We start from the raw sequence: 22,677 nt of genomic DNA, 5'->3' as shown, positions 1-22,677 counted from the left end.
TTAGTAGCTTGCTTCGGTTAGTTTGACTTTTCCGCGGAAAACCCAATAAATGGATGCGGTGTAGGCTAAAACAAACGGAATGCCGATAAGGGCGATCGTAAGCATGATGGATAAAGTCTTTTGTGATGAAGCCGCGTTATAAACGGTAAGGCTAAGCGCCGGGTCAGGATTTGATAAAACAATGTTTGGATAAATGCCAACACCGGTCAAGGTCATTAAAGCGAGCATAGCCGCGCAAGAAGAAAGTAAGGCGCGCAAGTCTCTTCCGTGATAAATTTCGCGCGGAATATTGGCGATGGCTAACATGTTCATAAAAGGCAAGATGAATAAAAGGGGTGTTTCTTTAATACGTTCGGCCATATGAGGAACATAGAGCAATGTTGCCATCGTTGTGGTGGCGTAGCAAATGATAAAAAAGATAATGCAGTTATTGATCCATCCTCGGATCTTTTTATGCATATCCCCTTCTGTTTTCATGGCAACATAAATAGAACCGTGCATCATAAAAAGTGCCACCACCGTAACACCGACCAAAAGCGCGTAGGGATTAAGTAATCCTAGAAATGTTCCGGCGAATTCTTTATCGCTGCCAAGAGGAATTCCCCATATCAGATTTCCTAAAGCAATGCCGATCAGCAAGCTCGCCAAAATACTCGAAACGCTAAAACTGACATCCCACATCTGGCGCCACCATTTCATCGGCTGTTTACTGCGAAACTCGATGGCAACGGCACGGAAAATAAGCGCGCATAAAAGAAGCATAACCGCCAAGTAAAATCCGGACGCCAGCGTCGCGTAAACATCCGGAAATGCCGCAAACAGCGCGCCACCACCGGTAACAAGCCAAACCTCGTTCCCGTCCCAGACCGGGCCGATAGAATTGATCATCAGGCGCCGCTCTTCATCTTTTTTAACAAGAAGGTGAAGCGCGCCAACGCCCAGATCAAATCCGTCCAGCATGGCATAACCGGCAAATAAAACACCGATCAAGATAAACCAAATTGTATTTAAGTCAATGTTCATAAATTATGCGCGATGCCCCGCGGGCAATTCTTTTGCTTCTTCCGGCCCATGCTTGATCTTTTGGTCTAACAAAAAGATAAACAAGGCGAATAACAGTATGTAGATGAACGAGAACATGATCAGCGATGAAAGCACTAAATTTGCTGTTACGATCTTGGAAAGTCCTTCCGATGTTCGCAAAAGCCGGTAAACGATCCACGGCTGGCGCCCCACTTCGGCGGCGATCCATCCTACTTGATTGGCGATCTGCGGGCCCAAAACTGAAAGAACAAAGATCTTAAGGATAATCGCGTTGTCAAATAACTTTCCTTTCCACCAAAGAAATGCTCCCGTTAAACTCAACAAGATCATGAAGATCCCAATGGTGACCATAATGTGATATGCCTGAAAAGTGACGTTGACCGGAGGACGATCTTCTTTTTTAAATGCTTGAAGCCCTGTGACCGGCGCTTGAAAGTTTCCGGATAAAAAATAACTTAGCATTCCGGGAATGCCTATCCCATGAACTTTTTCGTTTTTTTCATCAACATAGCCGGCAATATACATAGCGGCCGGCGCCTTACTTTCGAAATGCCCTTCAAAAGCGGCAAGTTTTTCGGGTTGATTTTTGCTGACACCAATAGCGCTGGAATGCCCCGTCACTAATTGCCCCAAAGACGCAAAGACCGCGACAACCAAAGCGATTTTAAAAGAAGCCTTGGCAAAATCAATATGCTTTTTCTTTAAAAGATAGAATGCGGAAACGCTTAAAACCAAAAATGCTCCAGCCTGCCAACAGCCCATCACCACATGGCTAAGCCGGTCCATCGAAGATGGGTTAAAGACCATGGCCCAGAAATCTGTGATTTCGGCGCGCGCGGTCGTTCCATCGCTAACGATCGTGTATCCGGCCGGTGTTTGCATCCAGGAATTGGCAACGACGATCCAAATCGCGCTAAAATGCGCGCCCAAACAAACCATTAGGGTTGAGAAAAAATGCATGCGCGGACTGACCTTGTCCCAACCAAAAAGCAAAATGGCTAAAAATCCTGATTCTAAAAAGAACGCGAAAATCCCTTCCGCCGCTAAAGCGCTTCCAAAAACATCGCCCACATAACGCGAATACGTTGACCAATTCGTTCCGAACTCAAACTCCATAACAATACCGGTAGCAACGCCGAGGGCGAATGTAAGCCCAAAGACTTTAACCCAGAATTTTGTCATTTGATGATAGAGCGGATTTTTTGTTTTAAGATAAAGGCCTTCCATGATAACGAGAATAATGCCAAGGCCGATACTTAAAGGCGGATAAAGATAATGGAAAGCGATGGTAACAGCGAATTGAAGGCGGGATAAAAATAGAACGTCCATTGTTAATTAATCTTTCTGTGTTTTTTCCGCGTAGTGAAACATGGCCTGAATACTTTTTAACGCGCTCAGGCGAACTTTTTCGTTTAAAATAACCCTATCTTTTGCGGCGGGATCTTTTAAAACGCGCAAAATACTTTCCAGGTCATTGGACTTCATATATTTGCACATGGTACAAGATCCGACAAGCTTTTTTTGCGGCATCTCAACTTGTAATCGCGATGATAATCCGCATTCTGTCAGCATCAAAAATTCACTGGCATTGGCTTCCAGCATATAATCCAGCATTTGGCTTGTGCTACCCACAAAATCCGAATGCCGGCAAACTTGCGGCGCGCATTCCGGATGACTGACGATCTTGGCTTCGGGATATTCCAAGCGGATCTTATGGATCATTTCCGCGTCGTAGTCTTCATGAACATAGCAAGTTCCGCTGTAAAATTGAATATCTTTTTTTACACCGCGACGCGTCATTTCTTCGCGCAAGTTTTGTCCCATAAATTTATCCGGAAGAAAGTAGATCTTGTCATTTGGCAAGTGTTCGACAACTTTATTGACGTTGGCCGAGGTGACGCAGACATCGCAAAGCGCCTTAACTTCGGCGCTGGTATTGATGTAGCAGACAAAGGTATGTTCGGGAAATTGTTTCCGTAATTTTTCTACGTCTTGGGCTTTGATGGAATCGGCAAGGCTGCATCCGTCGAGGCTTCCGGGAATTAAAACTTCTTTTTGGGGATTTAAGATCTTGGCTGTTTCGCCCATAAACCGCACAGCGGCAAAAACAATTGTGGAGGCGGTTGTAGACATCGCGTCTTTGCTCAGCGCATAGGAATCACCGACAAAATCGGCAACGCCGTAAACGATCTCGGGGGCAACATAAGAATGAGCCAAAATGACGGCATTTTTTTGTGCTTTGAGCTCATTGATCTCATTGATGATAGGAACAAGTTCTTCGCATTTTTTAAGCGAATATTGGCAAACGGTTATTCCCACACGGATATTTTTTAACCGTTCGTAAAGTTCTTGGGCCGTCATTTTCTTTGTTAAGGTCGCCATATTATATTTTCATGCTCATAACCTGCTCTTCGGTCAATAGCTTTGCCTGGATACGGTTAACAAGCGATGCTTGTTTGGCCGGCCAATAGTCCACTTCAATGGCCGGTTCGTTTCGGTATTTTGAAAAATACTGCATTAATCCGGCGGCAGTCATCAGCGTTTCCGGATCAGGATTATTTCCTTTTAAGACGGACGTCGGCCCCAGCCTGTTTCCTAGCTCTAAAATATGGTCGTCTTCATGAGCGTACGCCTTGATGGATTTATTTTCAGATTCATCTCGGCCTAGAATGATCTTAAACTCAGAAGATAATCTAAAGTGCCTTCCCCATTTTAAACTTATGGTTTCGCGAAAAGTCCTATAGCCAAATTTTAATGTATCCGACATGCGTTTGGCAAAGTTATCATCCGTAAGCAAGCATCCGCCCGCCGGAGGAAGAAAATCATGAATATCGTATCGCTTAGCAAGATCGAGCTGTTCTTTTCGGGACCGCCCGGAAAGATCAAGAAGCTTAGTGCGGTCGATAAGATTTTGTTGTTCGGCTATGGTTGGTTCCAGATGAAGCGCGCATAAAGGGCGAAGCAACCTTCCTTCTAATCCCGAATGTTTTTCAATGGACGCCATGCTGTGGCGCATTTGCGACATCGGACGCTGCCCTAAAACTTCTCCGGTAAATACAAAATCGGCGCCGATTTCCTGCATATATTCTTTGGCGCGGGAAAACATATGAATGCGGCAATCAACGCAAGGATTAAGCGCTGTTCCATAGCCGAATTTTGGATTTTTGATCATTTCTAAATAACGCTCGTTAAGTTGCATGATCATGAATTTTATACCTAGCGCTTGCGCGGCCTGCGTTGCTTTATCTTTATCGCAACAGCCCCAAGGCATAGAAAAATACAGCCCGTAAACGTCAACGCCGAGATCGGAAACGATCTTTGCGGCCAAAACGCTGTCAAGGCCGCCGGAAATAAGCCCGACTGCTTTAGTTTGCGGTTTTAGTGGAGAGGATGTATCGGTCATAAAAGCCTTTTAATGTTAAAAGAATTGTTAAGATGATATACCAAAACAGTTCAAAATTCAAGCTGATTGTTCCGGGATTTTTAAACTTTTCCTGACGGATAGCGGCAAGAAAAAAACTTGCAAAAACTTTTTGACATGATATTATATAATCTCTTTTTTAAGGATGAAATAAATGACAACAAAATCTAAAACAAAACTAGTGTTGACCGGCGGCGAAGCGCTCATTAAATGTTTAGAGCGCCACGGCGTTGAGTATATTTTTGGCCTTTCCGGCGGAGCGGCAATTCCCATCTTTGACGCGCTGGTGAACTCCAAGATCAAGCTTATTTTAGTGCGCCATGAACAAGGTGCCACGCATATGGCGGACGGTTACGCGCGCGCGACCGGCAAACCCGGCGTGGTCTTAGTGACCAGCGGCCCCGGAGCCACCAACGCAGTTACCGGAATTATGACCGCGCATATGGACTCTGTGCCGATGATCGTGCTTTGCGGACAAGTAATATCTCCGATGCTCGGCAAAGATGCTTTTCAAGAAGCCGATATTTCCGGAATTACCATGCCGGTGGTCAAACACAGCTATTTGCTGAAAAACACAAACGATATTCCCCGCATTGTCAACGAGGCGTTTCACATCACCAATACCGGCCGTCCGGGCCCGGTGTTATTGGATCTGCCGAAAGATATTACCGCGGGTCCTTTTACCGGATCGTTTGACCAGGAAATGGATCTACCTGGCTACAAAGTCCCAAGCATTGCTCCGCGAAAAGATATTCTTAAATTAGCTAAGCTTCTCAAGGAATCAAAAAAACCGCTTTTGCTTATTGGACACGGCGCGGTGATCTCAAAGGCTGACGCGGCTGTGAAAAAGCTAGCCGAAAAACTTAATGCCCCGGTGACCAATACACTTTTAGGAAAAGGTGCTTTCCCTGAAACCCATCCTTTATCTTTAGGAATGTTGGGAATGCATGGAACGGCCTATGCCAACAAAGCTTTGACCCGCTGTGACCTTATTTTCTCCATCGGCTCTCGTTGGGATGACCGTATTAACGGAAACACATCTGAATTTTGCGTTGGCGCTAAAAAACTTCACGTGGATATCGATCCGGCGGAAATAAACAAGATCGTCCTGCCCGACGCATCCGCCATTGGCGATGCCCGGCTTATTATTGAAGAATTGATCAAGCACGTGACTCCCCTGGATACAAAAGAGTGGCTGGAAGAATTGGCATATTACCGCAAATTATATCCTTTAAAATACGAGAACAAAAAAGGCCTAACGGCTCAGCATGTGATCAGCGAACTATATAAAGTCACCAAAGGAAAAGCGGTCGTGACCACCGATGTGGGTCAGCATCAAATGTGGGCGGCACAATTTTACTTGACCGATAAACGCGATCATTGGATCACATCAGGCGGCGCCGGCACGATGGGTTTTGGTTTCCCTGCGGCTGTGGGCGCGCAATTCGGCAAACCGAAAGACCTGGTAGTGGCTATTGTGGGCGACGGCGGTTTTCAAATGACCTTATCCGAATTAGCAACGGCCGCCATTAATAAATTACCCGTGAAAATCGTGGTGATCGACAATAAATATTTAGGAATGGTGCGCCAATGGCAAGAATTATTTTTTGATAATCGCCTTTCCGGTGTGGACTTGGAAGGAAACCCTGACTTTGTGAAACTGGCGCAAGCCTATGGAATAAAAGGCTTCCATATTGATCATCCTAAAAATGCCAGAAAGATCTTAACTCAAGCAATGAACTATAAAGGCCCCTGCCTTATCCATGCGGAAGTTATTAAGGAAGATAACGTGTTTCCCATGGTTCCGGCAGGAAAATCGGCTTATCATATGATCGTGGAGCCGCCAAAAGTGAAACTTGAAAAACCAACAGGAAGCACGTAATGAATAAAGCAGCCGAAATAACGAGCGCGAAAAGAAAAAATACGCACACCATTAGCCTTTTAGTGGCTAATAAGCCCGGTGTCTTGGTGCGCATTTCCCTGGTGTTTGCCCGGCGCGGATACAATATTGATGCCTTGGTGGTGTCTCCTACGGTCGATCCCCGTTTTTCACGGATGACCATTACCGCCAAAGGCGACGTGACGACCTTGGAGCAAATCATAAAACAAACCGGAAAATTAATTGACGTCTTGCACGTGGAAGAACATACGGATGTGGACGCGATTGAAAAAGAACTGGCTCTTTTTAAGATCCGTTATAAGTCAGCGCAAAAACCTGCCTTGCAAAATCTCATTAAAAAATTCCATGCCCACGCGGTTGATACGACCGATGAATCCATGATCATCGAGCAAACCGGAAGCACTTGGCAAGTGGATGAACTGGAAGAAAAACTCAAATCGTTCAAACTCATCGAAATGGTCAGAACCGGAAAAGTGGTTGTGGCCCGAGGCAATGAGCCTACCTAAGTAGTTCTCTGTAACTCTTTTTTAATTAATCGTGACGGACAATTTTAGGAAAATCAATAGGCGGCAGGACTGTTTCTACGATCTCAACGCCTTGGGTAGTTTGTGTCAGCGAGACAATGTGACAGCGGTCTTGATCAATATCTTCTTCGGCGATTTTCGTTATTCCCAAATATTTCGCGGCCGCGGTGCGAAGGATATCCCATTCTAAGTAAAGCTTGAATTGTTCCTCTTCATCCGCAACTTTCAGATCTGCTGTTAATTTTGAGAAATCCGTCTTGATCACGTCATCGAGGGTTTTGCCGTCATAATAGCGATGCAGCGATTCGATGGACGCAAGTTCGCGGGTGCAGCCGCGGTTAACGAACCGGAATTTCGCCAAACGTCCATCGGCACTTAGGCTAATGACAATATTTGAGGCTGGTTCAAGGCAAGGCATTGTGTTTCTCCGTAGGGCTTAGTATACAATGCAGAAATCGTAGTACAATAGAATTTTTATTTCTACCACTCCAACGCCCCGCCGGTTTGATATTCGGTCACGCGGGTTTCGAAAAAGTTCTTTTCTTTCTTTAAGTCGATCACTTCGCTCATCCAAGGAAAAGGATTAGATGAGCCGTATTGTTTCGGTAAACGAAGCCTTTCAAAACGCCGGTCAGCGATATATTGAACATATTCTTTTAAAAGATCGGTGTTAAGGCCTAAGATCCCGTTTGGCAAGCATTCCTCGGCGTACTTGTGTTCTAAGGCAACAGCTGTTTTAATAAAGTCGATGATCTCAATTTCAAATTTTTCATCCCAAACGCCTGGGTTTTCATCGCGGATGGCATTGATCAATTCAATACCAAAATTCATATGAATGCTTTCATCGCGTAAAATGTATTGGATCTGTTCGCATGTTCCCGGAATTCTGTTCTGACGCCCAAAGGATAGCATGGTAACAAAACCGCTGTAAAAGAAAATTCCCTCGGTAATGGCGTAAAATCCGACCAAGTTTTTTAAGAATTTCTGCAATCCTTCTTTTGTTTTTGTGTCGATCCCGGCATCGAGTATTCCATCGGTGCAAGACATAGCGTATTGGTCTTTATTGTAGATCGCTTCCACTTCGCGATACATATTGAACATCTCTCCTTCGTCCAAAGAAAGCGACTGAACGATATACTGGAACGCGTGGACATGAATGGCCTCTTCAAAGGCTTGACGCAAAAGATACTGGCGGCACTCGGAATTATCCACCATGCGATAAATCGCCAAAACTAAATTATTTCCAACAAGCGTTTCGGCGGTGGCAAAAAATCCCAAAGTTCTTTTAATGACGAACCGTTCTTGTTCGGTAAATCCTTTGGGATCGCGCCATTGCTCGATGTCGCGCTGCATGGAAACTTCCGACGGCATCCAGTGATTGGCACAACCGTCTAAATAAAAATTCCACGCCCATTTGTATTTAATAGGAACAAGTTGATTGCAATCAACCGTGCGGTCATTATTGATAACGCGCTTGTTGTCGGCGGTAACGCGTTCGTGTGACATCTTAAAGCATGATTCGGCCATGAAAGTTTTCTCCTTCAATGAGCACATCAGTTATGGAAAAACATAACTGATGAGTGCGAATTGAACCCCGCACTAATTTTATAAAAATGGTTTATGATGCTTCTCCTTTTGCAAATGCCCACACGCTAGATAAAATTAGTGCGGGGTTAATTTCAGCCAGCAACTTACGTCACTTCACAATTTATCTGTTCCGTAAGTTGCGGCTTCATTTAATTTATTGGCAAGCTTCACAATCTTCTTTCGGTTCAGCTTTGAGCGCTTGAGCTGCAACAGGTTTTTCCGTAACGGTCACGTGCCCAAGTTCATCACGTTCGCGCTGTCCGACAACATTCGCATATTTTGTGACATCCAGTGTGCTTTTCTCAATTCGCGTGGCACCCATCGATCGCAGGTAGTAAGTTGTTTTTAATCCTTTTTCCCAAGCAAAAAGATACATGTCGCTTACCTTTTTCCCGCTAGGCTTGGCTTGATAGAGATTTAAGGATTGCCCCATATCGATCCATTTTTGCCGGCGGCTGGCAGCTTCGATCATCCACTCGTAATCAACTTCAAAAGCGGTCGCGTATTTTGCTTTCAAATCCTGAGGGATACGGGCAATTTCCTGAACACTTCCGTCAAAATACTTCAAGTCATTGATCATTTCTTTATCCCAGATCCCTAATTTTTTAAGATCAGCGATAAGATACTCATTGATGACCGTAAATTCTCCGGACAAATTGCTTTTGACAAAAATATTCTTATAGAAAGGCTCAATAGAAGCAGTTACGCCGATGATGTTGGCGATCGTTGCCGTCGGCGCAATAGCCATAATATTGCTATTACGAATTCCGTATTTTTTCAACTGCGCGCGGACAATGCTCCAATCCATGGCGGCTGAACGGTCAACATCCAAATAACCGCCGCGCTCTTTTTCCAAGAGATCCAATGTATCGATCGGAAGAAGGCCACGATCCCATTTTGAACCGCGATAACTCTGGTAAGCGCCGCGCTCCTTGGCGATCTCAATGGAGGCGAGAATCGCGTAATACGAAATAGCTTCCATACTGCGATCGGCAAATTCAACGGCCGGTTGTGACGCATAACTGATATTTTGCGCGCAGATTGCATCTTGAAAACCCATAATCCCCAATCCAATAGGCCGATGTTTTGTGTTGGCGTTTCTGGCTTCAACGGTCGGATAATAATTAATATCAATAACATTATCCAACATGCGAATGGCAGTCTTTAAGGTCTTTTTCAAAAGTTCCTGGTTTAATCCTTGCGCGGTTGTGTGCGCGGCTAAATTCAAAGAGCCGAGATTGCAAACGGCAGTTTCGTCTTTTGAGGTGTTAAGAAGGATCTCCGTGCACAAGTTTGAACTGTGAACAACGCCGGTGTGATCTTGAGGCGAACGGATATTGGATGGATCTTTCCAGGTGATCCACGGGTGTCCGGTTTCGAAAAGCATATTAAGCATTTTGCGCCAAAGCTGAATAGCCGGCATAGTTTTGAAATGCCTGATCTTCCCTTCCTTGGCGAGCTGTTCGTATTCTTCGTAACGTTTTTCGAAAGCCTGGCCGTAAAGATCATGAAGGTCCGGGGCTTCGCTGGAGGTGAAAAGCGTCCAGTTGCCGTTTGTTTTGATCCGCTTCATAAAAAGATCCGGGATCCAATTGGCGGTGTGCATATCATGAGTGCGGCGGCGTTCATCGCCGGTATTTTTCCGTAATTCTAAGAATTCTTCAATATCCAAATGCCAGACTTCAAGGTAAGCGCACATCGCTCCTTGGCGTTTTCCGCCCTGATTAACGGCAACGGCTGTATCGTTAGCCACTTTTAAAAATGGAATAACACCCTGGCTTTTTCCATTAGTTCCTTTAATGCGCGAACCCATGGCGCGGACATTGGTCCAGTCATTACCTAACCCGCCGCTCCACTTGGAAAGCATGGCATCGTCTTGAATGCATTTAAAAATATGGTGAAGATCATCATAAACCGTCGTTAAGAAACATGAAGAAAGTTGCGAATGCAACGTTCCGGAATTAAACAGCGTTGGCGTGGAAGAAACAAAGCGAAATGTGGACAGCGTTTCGTAGAATTCCGCGGCGCGTTCGTTTTTATTGGCGCCTTCGGCTTTTGCCAGCCCCATCGCGACGCGCATCCAGAAAATTTGCGGTAATTCAAGGCGGCGTTCATCCCAATGAATAAAGTAACGGTCGTAAAGCGTCTGCAGGCCTAAATATTTGAACAAAAGATCGCGCTTAGGCTCGATCTTATTGCCAAGTTTTATAAGGTCAAACTGCAGTAAATCTGGGCTTAACAGCTCAAGCTCAACCGCTTTCTTTATATATTCGGCAAAATAACGAGGATACTCGGTTTTGATGGATTCAAAGCTGACCCAGCGGCCCAAAGCTTCATAGTAGGCTTTTAAAAGCAATAATCGCGCGGCGACAAAACTGTAGTTTGGCTCGCTTTCAATAAAAGAACGCGCGGCCATAATATTTGCGGTGGCAATCTGTTTTTCGGTAATGTTATTAAAATAACTGGTGATGGCTTCCGAAAGAATTTTATCAGCCGAAACATCATCTAAACCCTGACAGCATGTTTCAATTTGAAAACGTAATCCGTCGATATCAAGAGGCTGGACTTCACCGTTTTCTTTGACAATGTTGATATCTTTGGCTTGTTGAAAAATATTTTCCCGCGTTGATTGCGCTTTTTGATGGCGCACACGGTTTCTTTGTTCTCGGTATAAAATATAACGCCGGGCCACATCATAATGTCCGGCGTTCATCAGTGTTTTTTCGACCAAGTCTTGAATCTCTTCGATCTGGACTGCTTTTCCGTCCGGCCAAAGTTGGCGGATCTCGACAACGACCCGCTCGGAAAGCTTACGGGCTTCTTCTAGTGAAATGTCGGTGAGTTCGCCGTTATTGTTCGCTTGAAAGGCCTTGGCAATGGCGATGGTTATCTTTTCCGGCTTGAATGAAACCACTTTGCCGTCACGTTTGGCAATGGTATAAAGTTCAAATAAGGCGCGTTTAGCGGCATGCTGTTTGCGATAGCTGGAATACCGCTCTGCAATTTCCTTAAAACCATTCTCATAGAGCTGGCGAATGACTTCATCTTGAATTTCTTCAACGGTTAGATATTCTTTAGACGCGCCACGGTCATTAAGAGCCGAAAAAACGCACCCCGTAACCTGCTCGATCTCTAAAATATTTTTTACCGGCAGATCCGTTTCTCTGGGTAAACCGTTTGATTCCTTAAAAGCATTGGCGATGGCATGATGAATACGTGATATGTTAAACGCCACGATCTGTTTGTTGCGTTTTTGCACTTTTAGCTGAGCGCCAACCGATGAAATTTCCTGAGCCATAGACAGCTCCTTTTTTAAATTAAATGTTGAACGAAAAATTTTTAAATGGAACCAAAGATTTGTTTAAGGGTAAGTGTTTTATATGTTCGCATGGATGCGTTTGAGGCGTTTTTTAAGTTAACTTTGTGCTTATTAAATACACAATATGTAGTGTTTTTGTCAATTGCTCTATCAACAGTTAGTATATTTACTGCGCCAGCAAAGTCAAGCAAATTTACGATAAATTTACATTTATTTTGTGAAAAATATTTCCGTCGAGAAAATCAAGCTAATAAGTACTCAAAAGGCTTACAGAGCAATAAAAAATCCCTAATAAATAAATATTAGGGATTTTTTATTGCTCTTACTTAAAAAGCTTACTTTGATGCTGCCGTAAAGTTTTCCGCAACCGTATCCCAATTAACAACATTCCAAAATGCGGCCAAATAATCGGGGCGGCGATTTTGATATTTTAAATAATAGGCATGTTCCCAGACATCAACACCTAAAATAGGTTTCTTGCCATCCATGATAGGGCTGTCTTGGTTTGCTGTTGAAGAAACCTCCAACTTCCCGGTTTTATCGACCGAAAGCCACGCCCAGCCGCTGCCAAAGCGTGTCTTGGCGGCTGTTTCAAATTTTTCTTTAAATGCCGCGAGACTTCCGAACGCTTGATTGATAGCTTCCAGAAGCGCTCCCTTGGGTTCGCCACCGCCGCCTTTTTTCATCAACTTCCAAAAAAGCGAATGATTGGCATGTCCGCCGCCGTTATTGCGAACGGCTGTGCGAATATCTTCCGGAACCGCGTTTAGATCGGCGATCAACGCTTCAACGGATTTGCCCTCTAAAGCTGCTTTTCCGGCTAAGGCATTGTTAAGATTAGTGATGTACGTTTGATGATGCTTTGTGTGATGAATTTCCATCGTCTTCGCGTCAATATGCGGTTCAAGCGCATCATAAGCGTACGGTAATGTGGGTAATGAGTGAGCCATTGCTTTCTCCTTAGATTGATGTTTTGATGCTACGAAATTTTCTTCACAGCTTCTAACACAGCCGCGTAATCCGGTTCGCTGGTAACTTCTTTGACCAGTTGAATATATTGAACAACACCTTTGCTGTCGATAACAAAAATGGCTCTCGTTAAAAGCTTCAAACCTTTAATGAGAATTCCATAATTAGTTCCAAACGAGGCTTCCCTGTAATCGGAAACGGTTTGAACAGCCGTAACACCGGCCGCGCCGCACCAACGTTTTTGAGCGAATGGTAAGTCCATGCTGACGGTTAGAATTTTAACGTCAGCGCCTAATTGGGCCGCTTCCTGATTAAAACGCTTTGTTTCAATGTCACAAGTCGGCGTATCCAAAGACGGAACCGCCGAAATGATCAATTTTTTTCCAAAAAAAGATGATATTTTGACATCCGAAAGATCATTTGCGCTTACAGTTGCATCCGGCGCTTTTTGTCCAACCGCAACTTCATTTCCGGTCAAGGTAATCGGATTTCCCTTCATCGTTACTGCGCCAATTTTATCAGCCATCAAAAAACTCCTTTCAAGAGTATCTGAATTATTTCTGTTCTAATGCGTTTTTGTAAACAAGCGCCGCTAAAATTCCGCCGACGATCGGCCCTACCCAGTAGATCCAAAGATTGTTCAGCCCGCCGCCTAAAAGCGCCGGCCCTAAATGACGCGCCGGATTCATCGCCGCTCCGGTGATGGGCCCGCCGATCAAAATATCCAGCGTGACCGTAAGTCCGATAAAAAGCCCGCCAACCTTTGGCGCGCGTTTATCAACCGCCGTGCCATACACGGCAAAAATAAGGAAAAACGTCAAAACAATTTCCATAATAAGCCCCATCGTTGGCGTAATATCGGCGCCAAGCCCGGGCGTTCCCATATTAATTCCGGAAAGAACATATCCCGGAATAACCAGCTTTAATAGAGAAGCCGCCGCGATCGCTCCTAAGCATTGCGCGATCACATAGCCGATGGTATTTTGCAGGTCAATTTTTTGCGCCGAGAAAAGTCCAATGGTAACGGCCGGATTAAGATGTCCGCCGCTGATCGCCGCGGTGGCGCTGACCATGACCGCGATCGTCAGTCCGTGCGCCAAAGCAATGCCAACTAAGCCCGAACGGTTTCCCGTTAAGGCATCCGCCGCAATAGCTCCCACGCCGACAAAGATAAGCGCGAATGTTCCGATAAATTCCGCAACTAGTGCTCGAAAATTCATATTGCCTCCTTGAACAATTAATCGGTAGAAAAAAGCCTTATTTATGATACAATTTTTCCTAGCAATGTCAACAAAATCTTAAAGCCTGTGTTATAATCTTTTCTATTGGAGGAACCATGTTTACCTATCGCGCGACCGTAAAGCTTCACGATACAGATGCCGCCGGAATTCTTTTCTTTGCTAATCAATTCAAGATCGTTCATGACGCTTTTGAAATGTTCTTTGATTCCATCGGCTTTGAAATAGCCTCGATGATCCGCGCCAATAAAGTCCTTCTGGTCATCGTTCATGCCGAGGCCGATTATCACGCCCCTCTTATAGTGGGCGAAACACTTGACGTTTACGTTGCTGTTAAAAACATCGGCCAATCATCCTTTACATTAGACTATCAGATCTTCACAAAAAATAAAAAGCTAGCCGGAACAGCGAAAACGGTCCATGTTTCTTTGGATGGAAAAAAACGCAAGAAGATCCCCTTACCCGAAAAACTCAAAACAACGCTTAAAAAGTTTTCTTTAAAGTAACTTTACAGCTTCCCACCATCTGCAGGAAACTTAGCCGTTTCATTTTTAAATTTTCTTTTAGATCTTTGGGCCAGGGATAAAAGGCGTCGGGGATCTTAAATCCCGGAAGGGTTTTTCGCAAAACTGTTTTTATTCTTTCAGAATTGATCTTTGCTTGATGCGTTGTTTTGATAAAGGCAACCGGGCGAAACCCAAACTCATTATTTTTTACCGGAACGACTACGGTTTGCGAAATTCCGGGAAGCTTCAAGAGTGACCTTTCGATCTCTTCAGGCTGAATATTTTCCCCGCCGGAAATGAACATATTATCTTTGCGTCCCAAAATATGCAAAGCGCCGGATCTGTCAAATCGTCCCAGATCGCCGGTTGGAAACCATCCGTCTCGCGTCAATGCGCGGGCGACCTTAGCTCCGGAAACATATCCCCTGAACAATGTCTCGCCTTTGACTAATATCTCGCCGTCTTTCGCGATTTTAAGTTTTCGAAATTGAAGCGGTTTTGCTGAATCTATTGAGCCCTTTTTTGTTGTCGCGACTTGCGACGCCATTTCAGTCAATCCATAGGTTAAATAAATGGGAATTTTTTGACGGAAAGATCCTTTGATAAGGTTTTCAGGGATCGCGCTTCCGCCAATTAAAACAGCTTTCATCCTTTGAAGATCCCTGATGATATTTTTTCCGACGCTTTGCGAAGCATTATCAAGAAGGTCGGAACTCCGACTCCCAACATTTTTATCGGGACGTCGGAGCAAAAGACGATAAAGTTGTGTCGCCACCAAGGAAAGATGGGTTGGTTTATAATGCTTGATCGATCTTTCCAGGGTTTCATTTTCTTCGGGAACAATGACAGCCGCGCCGCTAAGAGCTGCGCGAAATAAAATTCCTAAGCCGCCGACGTGATAAAGCGGTAAGGATAAAAGCCAGCTGTCGCCGATTTTAAGAGAAATGTTTTTATTGGACCCTAGAGCATTATAAAAATGATTTGCGAATGAATGTAAAACAGCTTTCGGTTCACCGGAGCTTCCTGACGTAAAAACAATGGTCGCGTCTTGATCGTAAGAAATCTTTTGCGCTTTTGCTTCGCATTCACAACAACACGGCGGATAAATAAAATCTCTGATCAGGAACTGCTGCGCAAAAGGCAAATTTGCCTTTTGCGCGAGAAAAATCTTTCTTCCACTTATCTTTTTAAGCGCCGCCGCAATTCCCTTTTCCGGTAAACGCGTGTTTATGGGAACCGCGACCGCTTTTAACCGCCAGAGCGCTACTAATAAAACAACATATTCAAAAGAATTGGGTGAAACAATGGCAATGTGTTCATTTGGCTTTATTCCGGATTCCTTCAGCGTCAATAATGTTTTCGCGCAGATCTGATCGAATTGCTGATAAGAAACATGCCGGCTTTTAAGAATAAACGCCGGCTGATGAGGAAATTTCTTTGCGGCAGCACTCCAGGGGCACGGAATCGTTTTCATTGTTCTTTGAACCATTTTTCTGTATCAAGGCCATGGGCGATTTTTTTGTCAATTTTCGCGGCAAAACGCGCCAAAGCCATTAAGCCTATCGTTGTTTCAAAGCTTGAGCTAATAACAGATTCAATTCCTAGCTTTTTCGCCACGCGAATGAATTGCATACAGCGCTCAAATCCGCCGAGAATGGTCGGTTTTAAAACCAGTGCTTTAACACCGGAAAACTTTTTTAGATCAGCCGGATCGATCTCAAGAAGCGTTTCATCTAGAGCAACTCCGATCCCGGTTTTCTTAAAGAATTCGGGAATGTGTTTAAAATCCGCAAATGGCTCTTCGATATATTCAAGATCCTTGGCTTTAAAATGCGAAGCGAATTCGACCGCTTCTTTAAAACTGAATTGACGATTGCAATCAAGGCGCAAGCTCGCCCTGCCCGCCAAGAGCCACAAAACTGTTTTCGTTTTTAAGATCTCTTCTTTGAGCGTTCCGCGTCCAATTTTCAGTTTAAAAACCTTGAACTTGTGCGCCAACAATTCTTTTGTGTGGCGGCAAACTTCCTCTTTTGTTCCCGTTAAAAGCCCGGCAACCGGAACTGTCGCCGAAACCGCGTTCTTCTTTTTATTTTCCAAAAGGTCTAAAACGGCCATTTCCACACCGCAGCGCACGGAAGCGGAAAGCTTGTAGCGATCAAGCCATTTAAAAAAACGTCCTTCAAGTTTCAAGAAATCTTTTGAAAGCTCTTCGCCCAGGAGCCGCTTTTTAAGTAAAAACAATTCCCTTTTAACCATCGATAAACTTTCCCGGCTAAATCCCGGCAAAGGAGAAATTTCTCCCAACCCAAAATTCCCTTCTAAGTCGGCAATTTCAATCACAAATCCTTCACGAAATCGTAGTCTATGCTTCTTGAAAATAAGCGGAATTTTAAGCGGAAGTTTGTATTTGAGGATTTCGATCTGTTTTATGTTCACAAGATCCATCCTAAAGAAAAAAGCAGGCTGTAGATAAAAAGAAGTTGCCCTGTGTAAGCCAAGGTTTCATTAAGCACAGGCCCGTCGGTTTTGGTAAAAACGGTTCGCATGGCCGGAGCGGCTAAAAGTAAGATGATCATTGAGGTCAACGCGTACGAATGGCTAACAGTGATAAAAAATAAAATGAGCGGAACGAACGCGGCGATCACAATTGAATAAAAGTATTCCATAATGGCAAAGGCACGCCCAAAACGAACAGCTAAAGTCTTTTTACCTGCTTTTCGGTCTTGGTCAAGATCGCGCAAATTATTAACTGTCAAGATAGCGACGGATAAAAGCCCCGGCGCAATTCCCGCGATCAAAACAATAGGTTTTATAGTGAGTGCTTGAACAAAATATGTTCCGGTAACCGCGACCAGCCCAAAGAAAATAAAAACAAAAACTTCTCCTAAACCTAAATATCCTAAAGAAAAAGGCCCGGCGGTATAAAGAAACGCGCAAATGATAGAGAGAACTCCAATGATCGCGATGGGAATTCCGCCGCGAAAGAATAAAAATGCCGTCACAAGACCGATCAATCCAACAACAATGGCAATGGCGATCTTCATCTGTTTAGAGTTGATCAATCCCGCCTGCATCACCCGCGTTGGGCCAATGCGTTCGTTGGTATCCGCGCCTTTTTTAAAATCAAAATAATCGTTTGTAAGATTGGCTAAAATTTGAATAAGAAGCGCACCCAAAAGAGCGGCCAAGGCAGAAAAGAAATGAAAACGATGGTCGGAAGCCGCCATCGCCGTACCGATAATAACCGGCGCTATCGCCGCCGGAAGAGTTTTGGGGCGAATCGCTAAAAGCCAATTTTTTAATTCAGAAAGATTCATGTTAATTTAATAACCAAATCCCAAGATACAAGGTACAAATAAATTCCAATAATCAAAATCCAATCACCAAACATATTGGAATTTGTAAATTGAGGTTTGAACATTATTTGGTTATTGTTGCTTGGTTATTGGAATTTTAAGCTATGGTCTTTTCGGAAACTTACTAAAATTCGGCTTTCTCTTTTCTAAAAACGCGTTTCTGCCTTCTTGCCCTTCTTCGCTCATATAAAATAACATCGTGGCGTTTCCGGCAAGTTCTTGCAAGCCCGCTTGTCCATCGCAATCTGCGTTAAGCGCGGCTTTTAAACAGCGAATGGCCATCGGTGAATTGGCTAAAATCTCTTTGCACCATTTCACTGTTTCCGTTTCCAAATTCTTTAAAGGAACAACTGTATTCACCAGACCCATCTCCAAAGCTTGTTTCGCGTTATATTGTCGGCACAAAAACCATATCTCGCGCGCTTTCTTTTGCCCGACGATGCGCGCCATGTAGCTGGCGCCATAACCACCGTCAAATGAGCCCACTTTAGGGCCGGTTTGGCCAAAGATCGCATTGTCGGCCGCAATGGTCAAGTCGCAGAGCATTTGTAGTATTTGCCCGCCGCCAACAGCGTATCCTGCCACCATCGCGATCACCGGTTTTGGACAGCTGCGGATCTGACGCTGAAGGTCTAAAACATTAAGCCGATGAACGCCTTTAGAATCTTTATATCCGGCATTTCCTCGCACGCTTTGATCGCCGCCCGAACAAAACGCCAGCTTTCCTTCACCCGCTAAAATGATAACGCCGATTCTTTCATCATCGCGCGCGTCATTTAAGGCTTGAGAAATTTCCTGAACCGTTAAGGGCCGAAACGCATTTCGCACTTGCGGGCGATTGATAGTGATTTTCGCTATTCCCTCGGATTTAACGTATTTAATATCTGTAAATTTTCCTGATGGCTTCCAATTCATATTTTGCTCTTTCTTTAATTTGTTAAACAATGATCCCCTGCAAAAAGTTGAACAAATATCCCGTAATGATAATACCTAAGGTTGTCACGGCAAAAAAGATGATTACTAATCGCAAATTCATCACCCGGCGAAGCATAATGGCTTCCGGCAAACTAAGGGCGGAAACCGCCATCATAAAGGAAAGCGCCGTCCCTAACGGAAAACCCTTTTGGAATAAAACAACCGCCACCGGAACAATGGCCGCGCAGCCGCCGTACATCGGAACGCCTAAAGCAACCGCCGCCGGAACGCCTAAGATCCCGGCTTTGCTCACCACGGTATTGACCATTTCTTGCGGAATGTAATTGTGGATCCACGCGCCCATGGCGACACCCACTAAAACCCAGCCCCAAAGTTGTTTCACGATCGTGACAGCCTCGCCTGAACCAAACAAAACTCGCGCTTTGAAGTTTTTGTATGTCGCAACTGCTGCGGGCGTTTCGGCGTACTGCGCGTTAAAAATATCGGCCGCCAGATTTTTTTCTAGTTTCATCATTCCTAAAACCATTCCCGCCATAACGCCGATAAAAATCCCGAAAAACGCGTAAAGCATGGCTATTTTCCAACCGAAAAACCCGATCATCAAAACGACCAGATATTCATTGACCAGAGGTGAGGTGATCAAAAAGGAAAATGTCACGCCCAAAGGAACACCGGCTTTCAAAAAGCTGATAAAAAGCGGAATGGACGAGCACGAACAAAACGGTGTAATAGCGCCAAAAATTGAGGCGAATAAATTCCCCACGCCTTTACTGCGGCCCAGCCAGCCTTTGATCTTCTCTTGCGAAACAAAGGTGCGCAAGATCCCGATCACCCAGATCATGGAAAATAAAAGCAAAAGGATCTTGATGGAATCGTAGATAAAAAAGTTCGCCATTTCAACCGAGGGTGAGTCGAGCGGCAGCTTTAAAACACTATAAAAAAGATAATCGATGGTAGTTTTTAACATATTTTTATTGGTTATTGGGATGCGTTATGAGTTTTGTGTCAGGTTTTGTGTTGTGTGTTTTTGGGTTTACCCACGCCCAAAACTCACAACTCGACTCACAACGCACAACTCATCCTATCAACCGTAGTTCCCTAATTATTACTCATAGGTTATTGCATCTTGGTTATTTATTCTTCTGCTCTTCAATACGCGTGTTTATTTTTTCCCTATGATCTTTCCTATCCTGCAGAAAAGCAGAATAGCTTAAAACAAGAAAAAGAATGATCAAAACCGACGCGATCGACAGCGCTTTTCCGATAATGCTTCCCTTTTTGAGCATAAAACCGGAAACCAAAAGCAATAAAGAAAGCGGTAATAAAAACAAGATTCCAACAAGGATGTAAACTCCTTCAGCGCGCATCGTGAAAAGATCAAAGAGGCTGATGGATAACGCAAACACGCCTAAACAACCGCCAAGGATGATCTCAAACCAGCCGAATATAAGAAAAAATTTTTTCATTTTATTCGCCTCATTTTCTTATCGAGGACTGACCCTTTCGCAATTTAGCGGACGAGACGGGCTGTGCCCGTTTTGTTTTATTTGCACTCAAATTGTTCTTTTGCGGCTTTGATGTAATCAGGAAAATCTTTAAATCTCTTGTCCATTATAATGGGCTTGTCAGGATGATCTTTCCTAAATTTTACATGAGCCTCAAGGCTTAAGTCGAGATTTTGACAGGCAGTTTGAGGATCATTCTTAATAAAAAAGTCGGAGGTGGCAATATTGACATATATATTGGACTCTTCGGCATGCGCATTATTTTTTTGATAAAGATGCAACGATTTATACCAGTATTCGCGGGCTTTATCCAGGCGGTTATCGAAAGTCACTGTTTTATCGATTATAAATCCGTCTCTTCGATAATGGTATTCCCAATTTTTTACAGTTGATGATTCCAAAAAATTTGCAAACATTTTATAGGCGAGAGCCAGACCGAGCTCATCATTTTTCCTTTTGCAATTCTCCATCGTAGCTTCAATAAGAAGTTCAGCAGGAAGCGGCCGGTTATGTGCAAGCAACCCATCAACATTTTGAGAATTTGTCCAAGGGTCTAATATAGGTGCTCCGATTCCGACACAGCCGTAAAAAGCCAGAGAAAAGGCCGCAATAAAAATAATTTTTGATTTTAGAAATATTTGCATTTAACTATGTCCGTTCCGTCAATAACGATTTGCGAGAATTTTATTTATTAAATTAACGGGCGCTGTCCCCCTTTTCACCCTTTTTCATATTTCTTTCTTTTTTTGCTTCCAAATCCTAAATTAAGAGACTTCAGCAGGCCATAATGTATTTCATATCTTACGTTACTCTTTACCTTTGGAGATATATTGGCCGGGCTTCTGTCTCGATAGCACCAGCTAAAAGATGGGTTGCTTGATCTTGAATTCTCAATGTAGCAAAGAATATTGGTGTCATACAAAAATTGTAAGAATTTATCCGGATTATCAACAAATTCTGGAATTCCTGTATGGTAATTTAATATGTCCTCAGTAAATTTCTTGTAAGCCGATAGATATTCATTGTAATCAAATCTACCTTTACCTTCAAAATGATTAAAGAATTTTAAAAAGAATTCGTAATCTTTGTCTGTATAGTAAAACGATAGCTGATCTTTTATTCCTCCCATAAGATATTCAGAATATCGATTTTGAAATTTGTCACTGTCAAAGTTCTCTAGTGAGAAAAACGTATTTTCTTGGGTTTTATCTTCAATTGCAACCTGTTGAAGAATTTTCAATATTGTAACTAAGTCTCGCGGTCTTGAATAAGAGAGACGTAGTAATTTGTAAAACGATGGGTCATGACCTCTGCTTGGACTTGTGGTAGGCGATTTCCAAGGGAAATAAAAATCCCAAGCCTCTCCATGTTCGAACTTTTTCCCTTGCTGAGCATTTAATAATCTATCAATAAGTCCGAAGATTTGTGAATGGCGGTAATCTGGGTATGTGGTTTTCCAATCAAGAAAAACTGAATTATCTAATATCTTGTTCGTAGAATTTTGCAAACCGATCGAATTAAATATGTCTGGCCGTATTAATAATACTGCACGAAACCTACCATTGGAGTATTTTAATTGAGAAAAAAAATCATTGTTCAGGTTCCAAATAGCATTGCCTAAGCCCTTGATGCATTCCAGATATTCATCGTAAGGAATTGATCCAGGCCTTATATCTATTCCATCGATGAAGAGTATATGATGTGTTTTTGTTTTTATGTCGCTAAGGGCTCTTTCGAATTCACGCTGCAAGTAAAGTAAGTTCACTTGAAAACGTGATTCTTGAAATGAAGTTTGGGCAGTCTGCTCGCCTCCTGCCTTTAAATGCTTTGACACCAGTTCTGCCGCTATCTTTGAATTTTCAATCAAATTCAAAGCTGCTAATATCTCTGGTGAGAATGCGTGATTATAATATTCATCAATTGCTTCTAATATAATCTTAAATTTCTTGTTCTTACTAAAAGGGTTGCCTTCTAATTCTTCGACATTAATACTCTTTGCTAGTAGTAACAAGATAATAACTTTCCATATGCTTTCATAATCCGATAGCAAAAGGTGGTGCTTTTGTTTTAGGTTGACAAATTTTTGATAATCAGTTTCTCTGATATATTTTAACTCTGACTTGTTCCCTTGATAAACACTATTAGATAAGTAGACGGCATATGCGGTTTTTCCCGTACCTTTTTCACCAATCAAGAAAAATGAACTAGGGCTCATTAGCTGCTCGAGAAAAACATTTTTCACAAAAATAGCATTAAACAACTCTTTATTTTCCTTGCGTTTGTAATTTTCCGCATCGCTAAACCCTAATTTTAATTCAGTTATTTTTTTCATTTCTTCTCCATCGAAATTTTTTAATTCAATTAAATTTAAA

The 22,677-nt window shown here is 43.4% G+C and carries 21 protein-coding genes; 3 read left to right on the top strand and 18 right to left on the bottom strand.

The window, feature by feature from the left end; genetic code table 11:
* Genes cydB through WC676_05810 form a run of 4 tightly spaced genes read right to left on the bottom strand, consistent with a single transcriptional unit; the run spans position 1 to position 4,447 of the window.
* Positions 1-1,023: a cytochrome d ubiquinol oxidase subunit II gene (gene cydB / locus WC676_05825; protein ID MFA5060128.1), complete on the bottom strand. Its 1,023-nt coding sequence runs from the start codon at positions 1,021-1,023 to the stop codon at positions 1-3.
* 3 nt (positions 1,024-1,026) lie between these two features.
* Entirely contained in the window at positions 1,027-2,373 is a 1,347-nt protein-coding gene (locus WC676_05820; GenBank protein MFA5060127.1) for a cytochrome ubiquinol oxidase subunit I, read from the bottom strand.
* Between the two features lie 6 nt (positions 2,374-2,379).
* Complete coding sequence (gene nadA, locus WC676_05815; protein MFA5060126.1) at positions 2,380-3,426, bottom strand: quinolinate synthase NadA; 1,047 nt, start codon at positions 3,424-3,426, stop codon at positions 2,380-2,382.
* A gap of 1 nt (position 3,427) precedes the next feature.
* The gene (locus tag WC676_05810) at positions 3,428-4,447 is read right to left on the bottom strand and encodes a tRNA 4-thiouridine(8) synthase ThiI (protein MFA5060125.1); all 1,020 of its coding nucleotides are present in this window, start codon (positions 4,445-4,447) and stop codon (positions 3,428-3,430) included.
* 172 nt (positions 4,448-4,619) lie between these two features.
* Here WC676_05810 and ilvB point away from each other — a divergent pair, with 172 nt between their 5' ends.
* Positions 4,620-6,347, top strand: a complete 1,728-nt coding sequence (gene ilvB / locus WC676_05805) for a biosynthetic-type acetolactate synthase large subunit (protein ID MFA5060124.1) — start codon at positions 4,620-4,622, stop codon at positions 6,345-6,347.
* Entirely contained in the window at positions 6,347-6,871 is a 525-nt protein-coding gene (gene ilvN, locus WC676_05800; GenBank protein ID MFA5060123.1) for an acetolactate synthase small subunit, read from the top strand. The genes ilvB and ilvN overlap by 1 nt, the downstream gene beginning before the upstream one ends.
* Positions 6,872-6,896: 25 nt before the next feature.
* Here ilvN and WC676_05795 read toward each other — a convergent pair whose 3' ends face one another.
* The 6 genes from WC676_05795 to WC676_05770 form a co-directional block, all read right to left on the bottom strand.
* Positions 6,897-7,307: an iron-sulfur cluster assembly scaffold protein gene (locus tag WC676_05795; protein MFA5060122.1), complete on the bottom strand. Its 411-nt coding sequence runs from the start codon at positions 7,305-7,307 to the stop codon at positions 6,897-6,899.
* 62 nt (positions 7,308-7,369) lie between these two features.
* Positions 7,370-8,416, bottom strand: coding sequence for a ribonucleotide-diphosphate reductase subunit beta (locus WC676_05790; protein MFA5060121.1), 1,047 nt, complete (start codon positions 8,414-8,416; stop codon positions 7,370-7,372).
* A 214-nt stretch (positions 8,417-8,630) separates the two neighbouring features.
* On the bottom strand, positions 8,631-11,774 hold the full coding sequence (locus WC676_05785) for a ribonucleoside-diphosphate reductase subunit alpha (GenBank protein MFA5060120.1): 3,144 nt from the start codon (positions 11,772-11,774) through the stop codon (positions 8,631-8,633).
* 356 nt (positions 11,775-12,130) lie between these two features.
* Positions 12,131-12,745 (bottom strand): superoxide dismutase, encoded by a 615-nt coding sequence (locus tag WC676_05780; protein ID MFA5060119.1) that lies wholly within the window; start codon positions 12,743-12,745, stop codon positions 12,131-12,133.
* Positions 12,746-12,774: 29 nt separating this feature from the next.
* Complete coding sequence (gene tpx, locus WC676_05775; GenBank protein MFA5060118.1) at positions 12,775-13,290, bottom strand: thiol peroxidase; 516 nt, start codon at positions 13,288-13,290, stop codon at positions 12,775-12,777.
* Positions 13,291-13,318: 28 nt separating this feature from the next.
* Positions 13,319-13,984 (bottom strand): MIP/aquaporin family protein, encoded by a 666-nt coding sequence (locus WC676_05770; GenBank protein ID MFA5060117.1) that lies wholly within the window; start codon positions 13,982-13,984, stop codon positions 13,319-13,321.
* Between the two features lie 116 nt (positions 13,985-14,100).
* On the opposite strand from WC676_05770, the gene WC676_05765 reads away from it, so the two are divergent.
* A complete protein-coding gene (locus tag WC676_05765) occupies positions 14,101-14,508 on the top strand; it encodes a thioesterase family protein (protein MFA5060116.1) in 408 nt (135 codons plus the stop codon).
* Here the strand turns inward: WC676_05765 and WC676_05760 are convergent.
* The 8 genes from WC676_05760 to WC676_05725 form a co-directional block, all read right to left on the bottom strand.
* Complete coding sequence (locus tag WC676_05760; GenBank protein ID MFA5060115.1) at positions 14,486-15,982, bottom strand: AMP-binding protein; 1,497 nt, start codon at positions 15,980-15,982, stop codon at positions 14,486-14,488. The genes WC676_05765 and WC676_05760 overlap by 23 nt on opposite strands.
* The gene (gene menC / locus WC676_05755) at positions 15,979-16,944 is read right to left on the bottom strand and encodes an o-succinylbenzoate synthase (GenBank protein ID MFA5060114.1); all 966 of its coding nucleotides are present in this window, start codon (positions 16,942-16,944) and stop codon (positions 15,979-15,981) included. Before menC ends, WC676_05760 begins: the two co-directional genes overlap by 4 nt.
* A complete protein-coding gene (locus WC676_05750; protein ID MFA5060113.1) occupies positions 16,941-17,825 on the bottom strand; it encodes a 1,4-dihydroxy-2-naphthoate polyprenyltransferase in 885 nt (294 codons plus the stop codon). The genes menC and WC676_05750 overlap by 4 nt, the downstream gene beginning before the upstream one ends.
* Positions 17,826-17,966: 141 nt before the next feature.
* A complete protein-coding gene (menB, locus tag WC676_05745; protein MFA5060112.1) occupies positions 17,967-18,779 on the bottom strand; it encodes a 1,4-dihydroxy-2-naphthoyl-CoA synthase in 813 nt (270 codons plus the stop codon).
* A 22-nt stretch (positions 18,780-18,801) separates the two neighbouring features.
* Positions 18,802-19,767: a permease gene (locus WC676_05740; GenBank protein ID MFA5060111.1), complete on the bottom strand. Its 966-nt coding sequence runs from the start codon at positions 19,765-19,767 to the stop codon at positions 18,802-18,804.
* A 163-nt stretch (positions 19,768-19,930) separates the two neighbouring features.
* Positions 19,931-20,266 (bottom strand): hypothetical protein, encoded by a 336-nt coding sequence (locus WC676_05735; protein MFA5060110.1) that lies wholly within the window; start codon positions 20,264-20,266, stop codon positions 19,931-19,933.
* Between the two features lie 77 nt (positions 20,267-20,343).
* Positions 20,344-20,949, bottom strand: coding sequence for a hypothetical protein (locus WC676_05730; protein MFA5060109.1), 606 nt, complete (start codon positions 20,947-20,949; stop codon positions 20,344-20,346).
* Between the two features lie 74 nt (positions 20,950-21,023).
* On the bottom strand, positions 21,024-22,637 hold the full coding sequence (locus WC676_05725) for a funZ protein (GenBank protein ID MFA5060108.1): 1,614 nt from the start codon (positions 22,635-22,637) through the stop codon (positions 21,024-21,026).
* Positions 22,638-22,677 lie beyond the last annotated feature (40 nt).

The sequence above is a fragment of the Candidatus Omnitrophota bacterium genome (assembly GCA_041649175.1).
In the GTDB taxonomy this organism is placed as follows: Bacteria; Omnitrophota; Gorgyraeia; order Zapsychrales; family JBAZNR01; genus JBAZNR01.
This window is presented reverse-complemented; position numbering and strand designations above follow the sequence as displayed.

What these genes read in the sequence shown, in the direction of transcription:
- WC676_05730 (MFA5060109.1), bottom strand. Translation starts at nt 20,949, where the DNA reads ATGCAAATATTTCTAAAATCAAAAATTATTTTTATTGCGGCCTTTTCT.
- WC676_05770 (MFA5060117.1), bottom strand. Translation starts at nt 13,984, where the DNA reads ATGAATTTTCGAGCACTAGTTGCGGAATTTATCGGAACATTCGCGCTT.
- menB (MFA5060112.1), bottom strand. Translation starts at nt 18,779, where the DNA reads ATGAATTGGAAGCCATCAGGAAAATTTACAGATATTAAATACGTTAAA.
- cydB (MFA5060128.1), bottom strand. Translation starts at nt 1,023, where the DNA reads ATGAACATTGACTTAAATACAATTTGGTTTATCTTGATCGGTGTTTTA.
- WC676_05785 (MFA5060120.1), bottom strand. Translation starts at nt 11,774, where the DNA reads ATGGCTCAGGAAATTTCATCGGTTGGCGCTCAGCTAAAAGTGCAAAAA.
- tpx (MFA5060118.1), bottom strand. Translation starts at nt 13,290, where the DNA reads ATGGCTGATAAAATTGGCGCAGTAACGATGAAGGGAAATCCGATTACC.
- WC676_05810 (MFA5060125.1), bottom strand. Translation starts at nt 4,447, where the DNA reads ATGACCGATACATCCTCTCCACTAAAACCGCAAACTAAAGCAGTCGGG.
- WC676_05790 (MFA5060121.1), bottom strand. Translation starts at nt 8,416, where the DNA reads ATGGCCGAATCATGCTTTAAGATGTCACACGAACGCGTTACCGCCGAC.
- nadA (MFA5060126.1), bottom strand. Translation starts at nt 3,426, where the DNA reads ATGGCGACCTTAACAAAGAAAATGACGGCCCAAGAACTTTACGAACGG.
- WC676_05750 (MFA5060113.1), bottom strand. Translation starts at nt 17,825, where the DNA reads ATGAATCTTTCTGAATTAAAAAATTGGCTTTTAGCGATTCGCCCCAAA.
- WC676_05760 (MFA5060115.1), bottom strand. Translation starts at nt 15,982, where the DNA reads ATGAAAACGATTCCGTGCCCCTGGAGTGCTGCCGCAAAGAAATTTCCT.
- WC676_05820 (MFA5060127.1), bottom strand. Translation starts at nt 2,373, where the DNA reads ATGGACGTTCTATTTTTATCCCGCCTTCAATTCGCTGTTACCATCGCT.
- WC676_05725 (MFA5060108.1), bottom strand. Translation starts at nt 22,637, where the DNA reads ATGAAAAAAATAACTGAATTAAAATTAGGGTTTAGCGATGCGGAAAAT.
- WC676_05765 (MFA5060116.1), top strand. Translation starts at nt 14,101, where the DNA reads ATGTTTACCTATCGCGCGACCGTAAAGCTTCACGATACAGATGCCGCC.
- ilvB (MFA5060124.1), top strand. Translation starts at nt 4,620, where the DNA reads ATGACAACAAAATCTAAAACAAAACTAGTGTTGACCGGCGGCGAAGCG.
- WC676_05740 (MFA5060111.1), bottom strand. Translation starts at nt 19,767, where the DNA reads ATGTTAAAAACTACCATCGATTATCTTTTTTATAGTGTTTTAAAGCTG.
- WC676_05780 (MFA5060119.1), bottom strand. Translation starts at nt 12,745, where the DNA reads ATGGCTCACTCATTACCCACATTACCGTACGCTTATGATGCGCTTGAA.
- ilvN (MFA5060123.1), top strand. Translation starts at nt 6,347, where the DNA reads ATGAATAAAGCAGCCGAAATAACGAGCGCGAAAAGAAAAAATACGCAC.
- WC676_05735 (MFA5060110.1), bottom strand. Translation starts at nt 20,266, where the DNA reads ATGAAAAAATTTTTTCTTATATTCGGCTGGTTTGAGATCATCCTTGGC.
- WC676_05795 (MFA5060122.1), bottom strand. Translation starts at nt 7,307, where the DNA reads ATGCCTTGCCTTGAACCAGCCTCAAATATTGTCATTAGCCTAAGTGCC.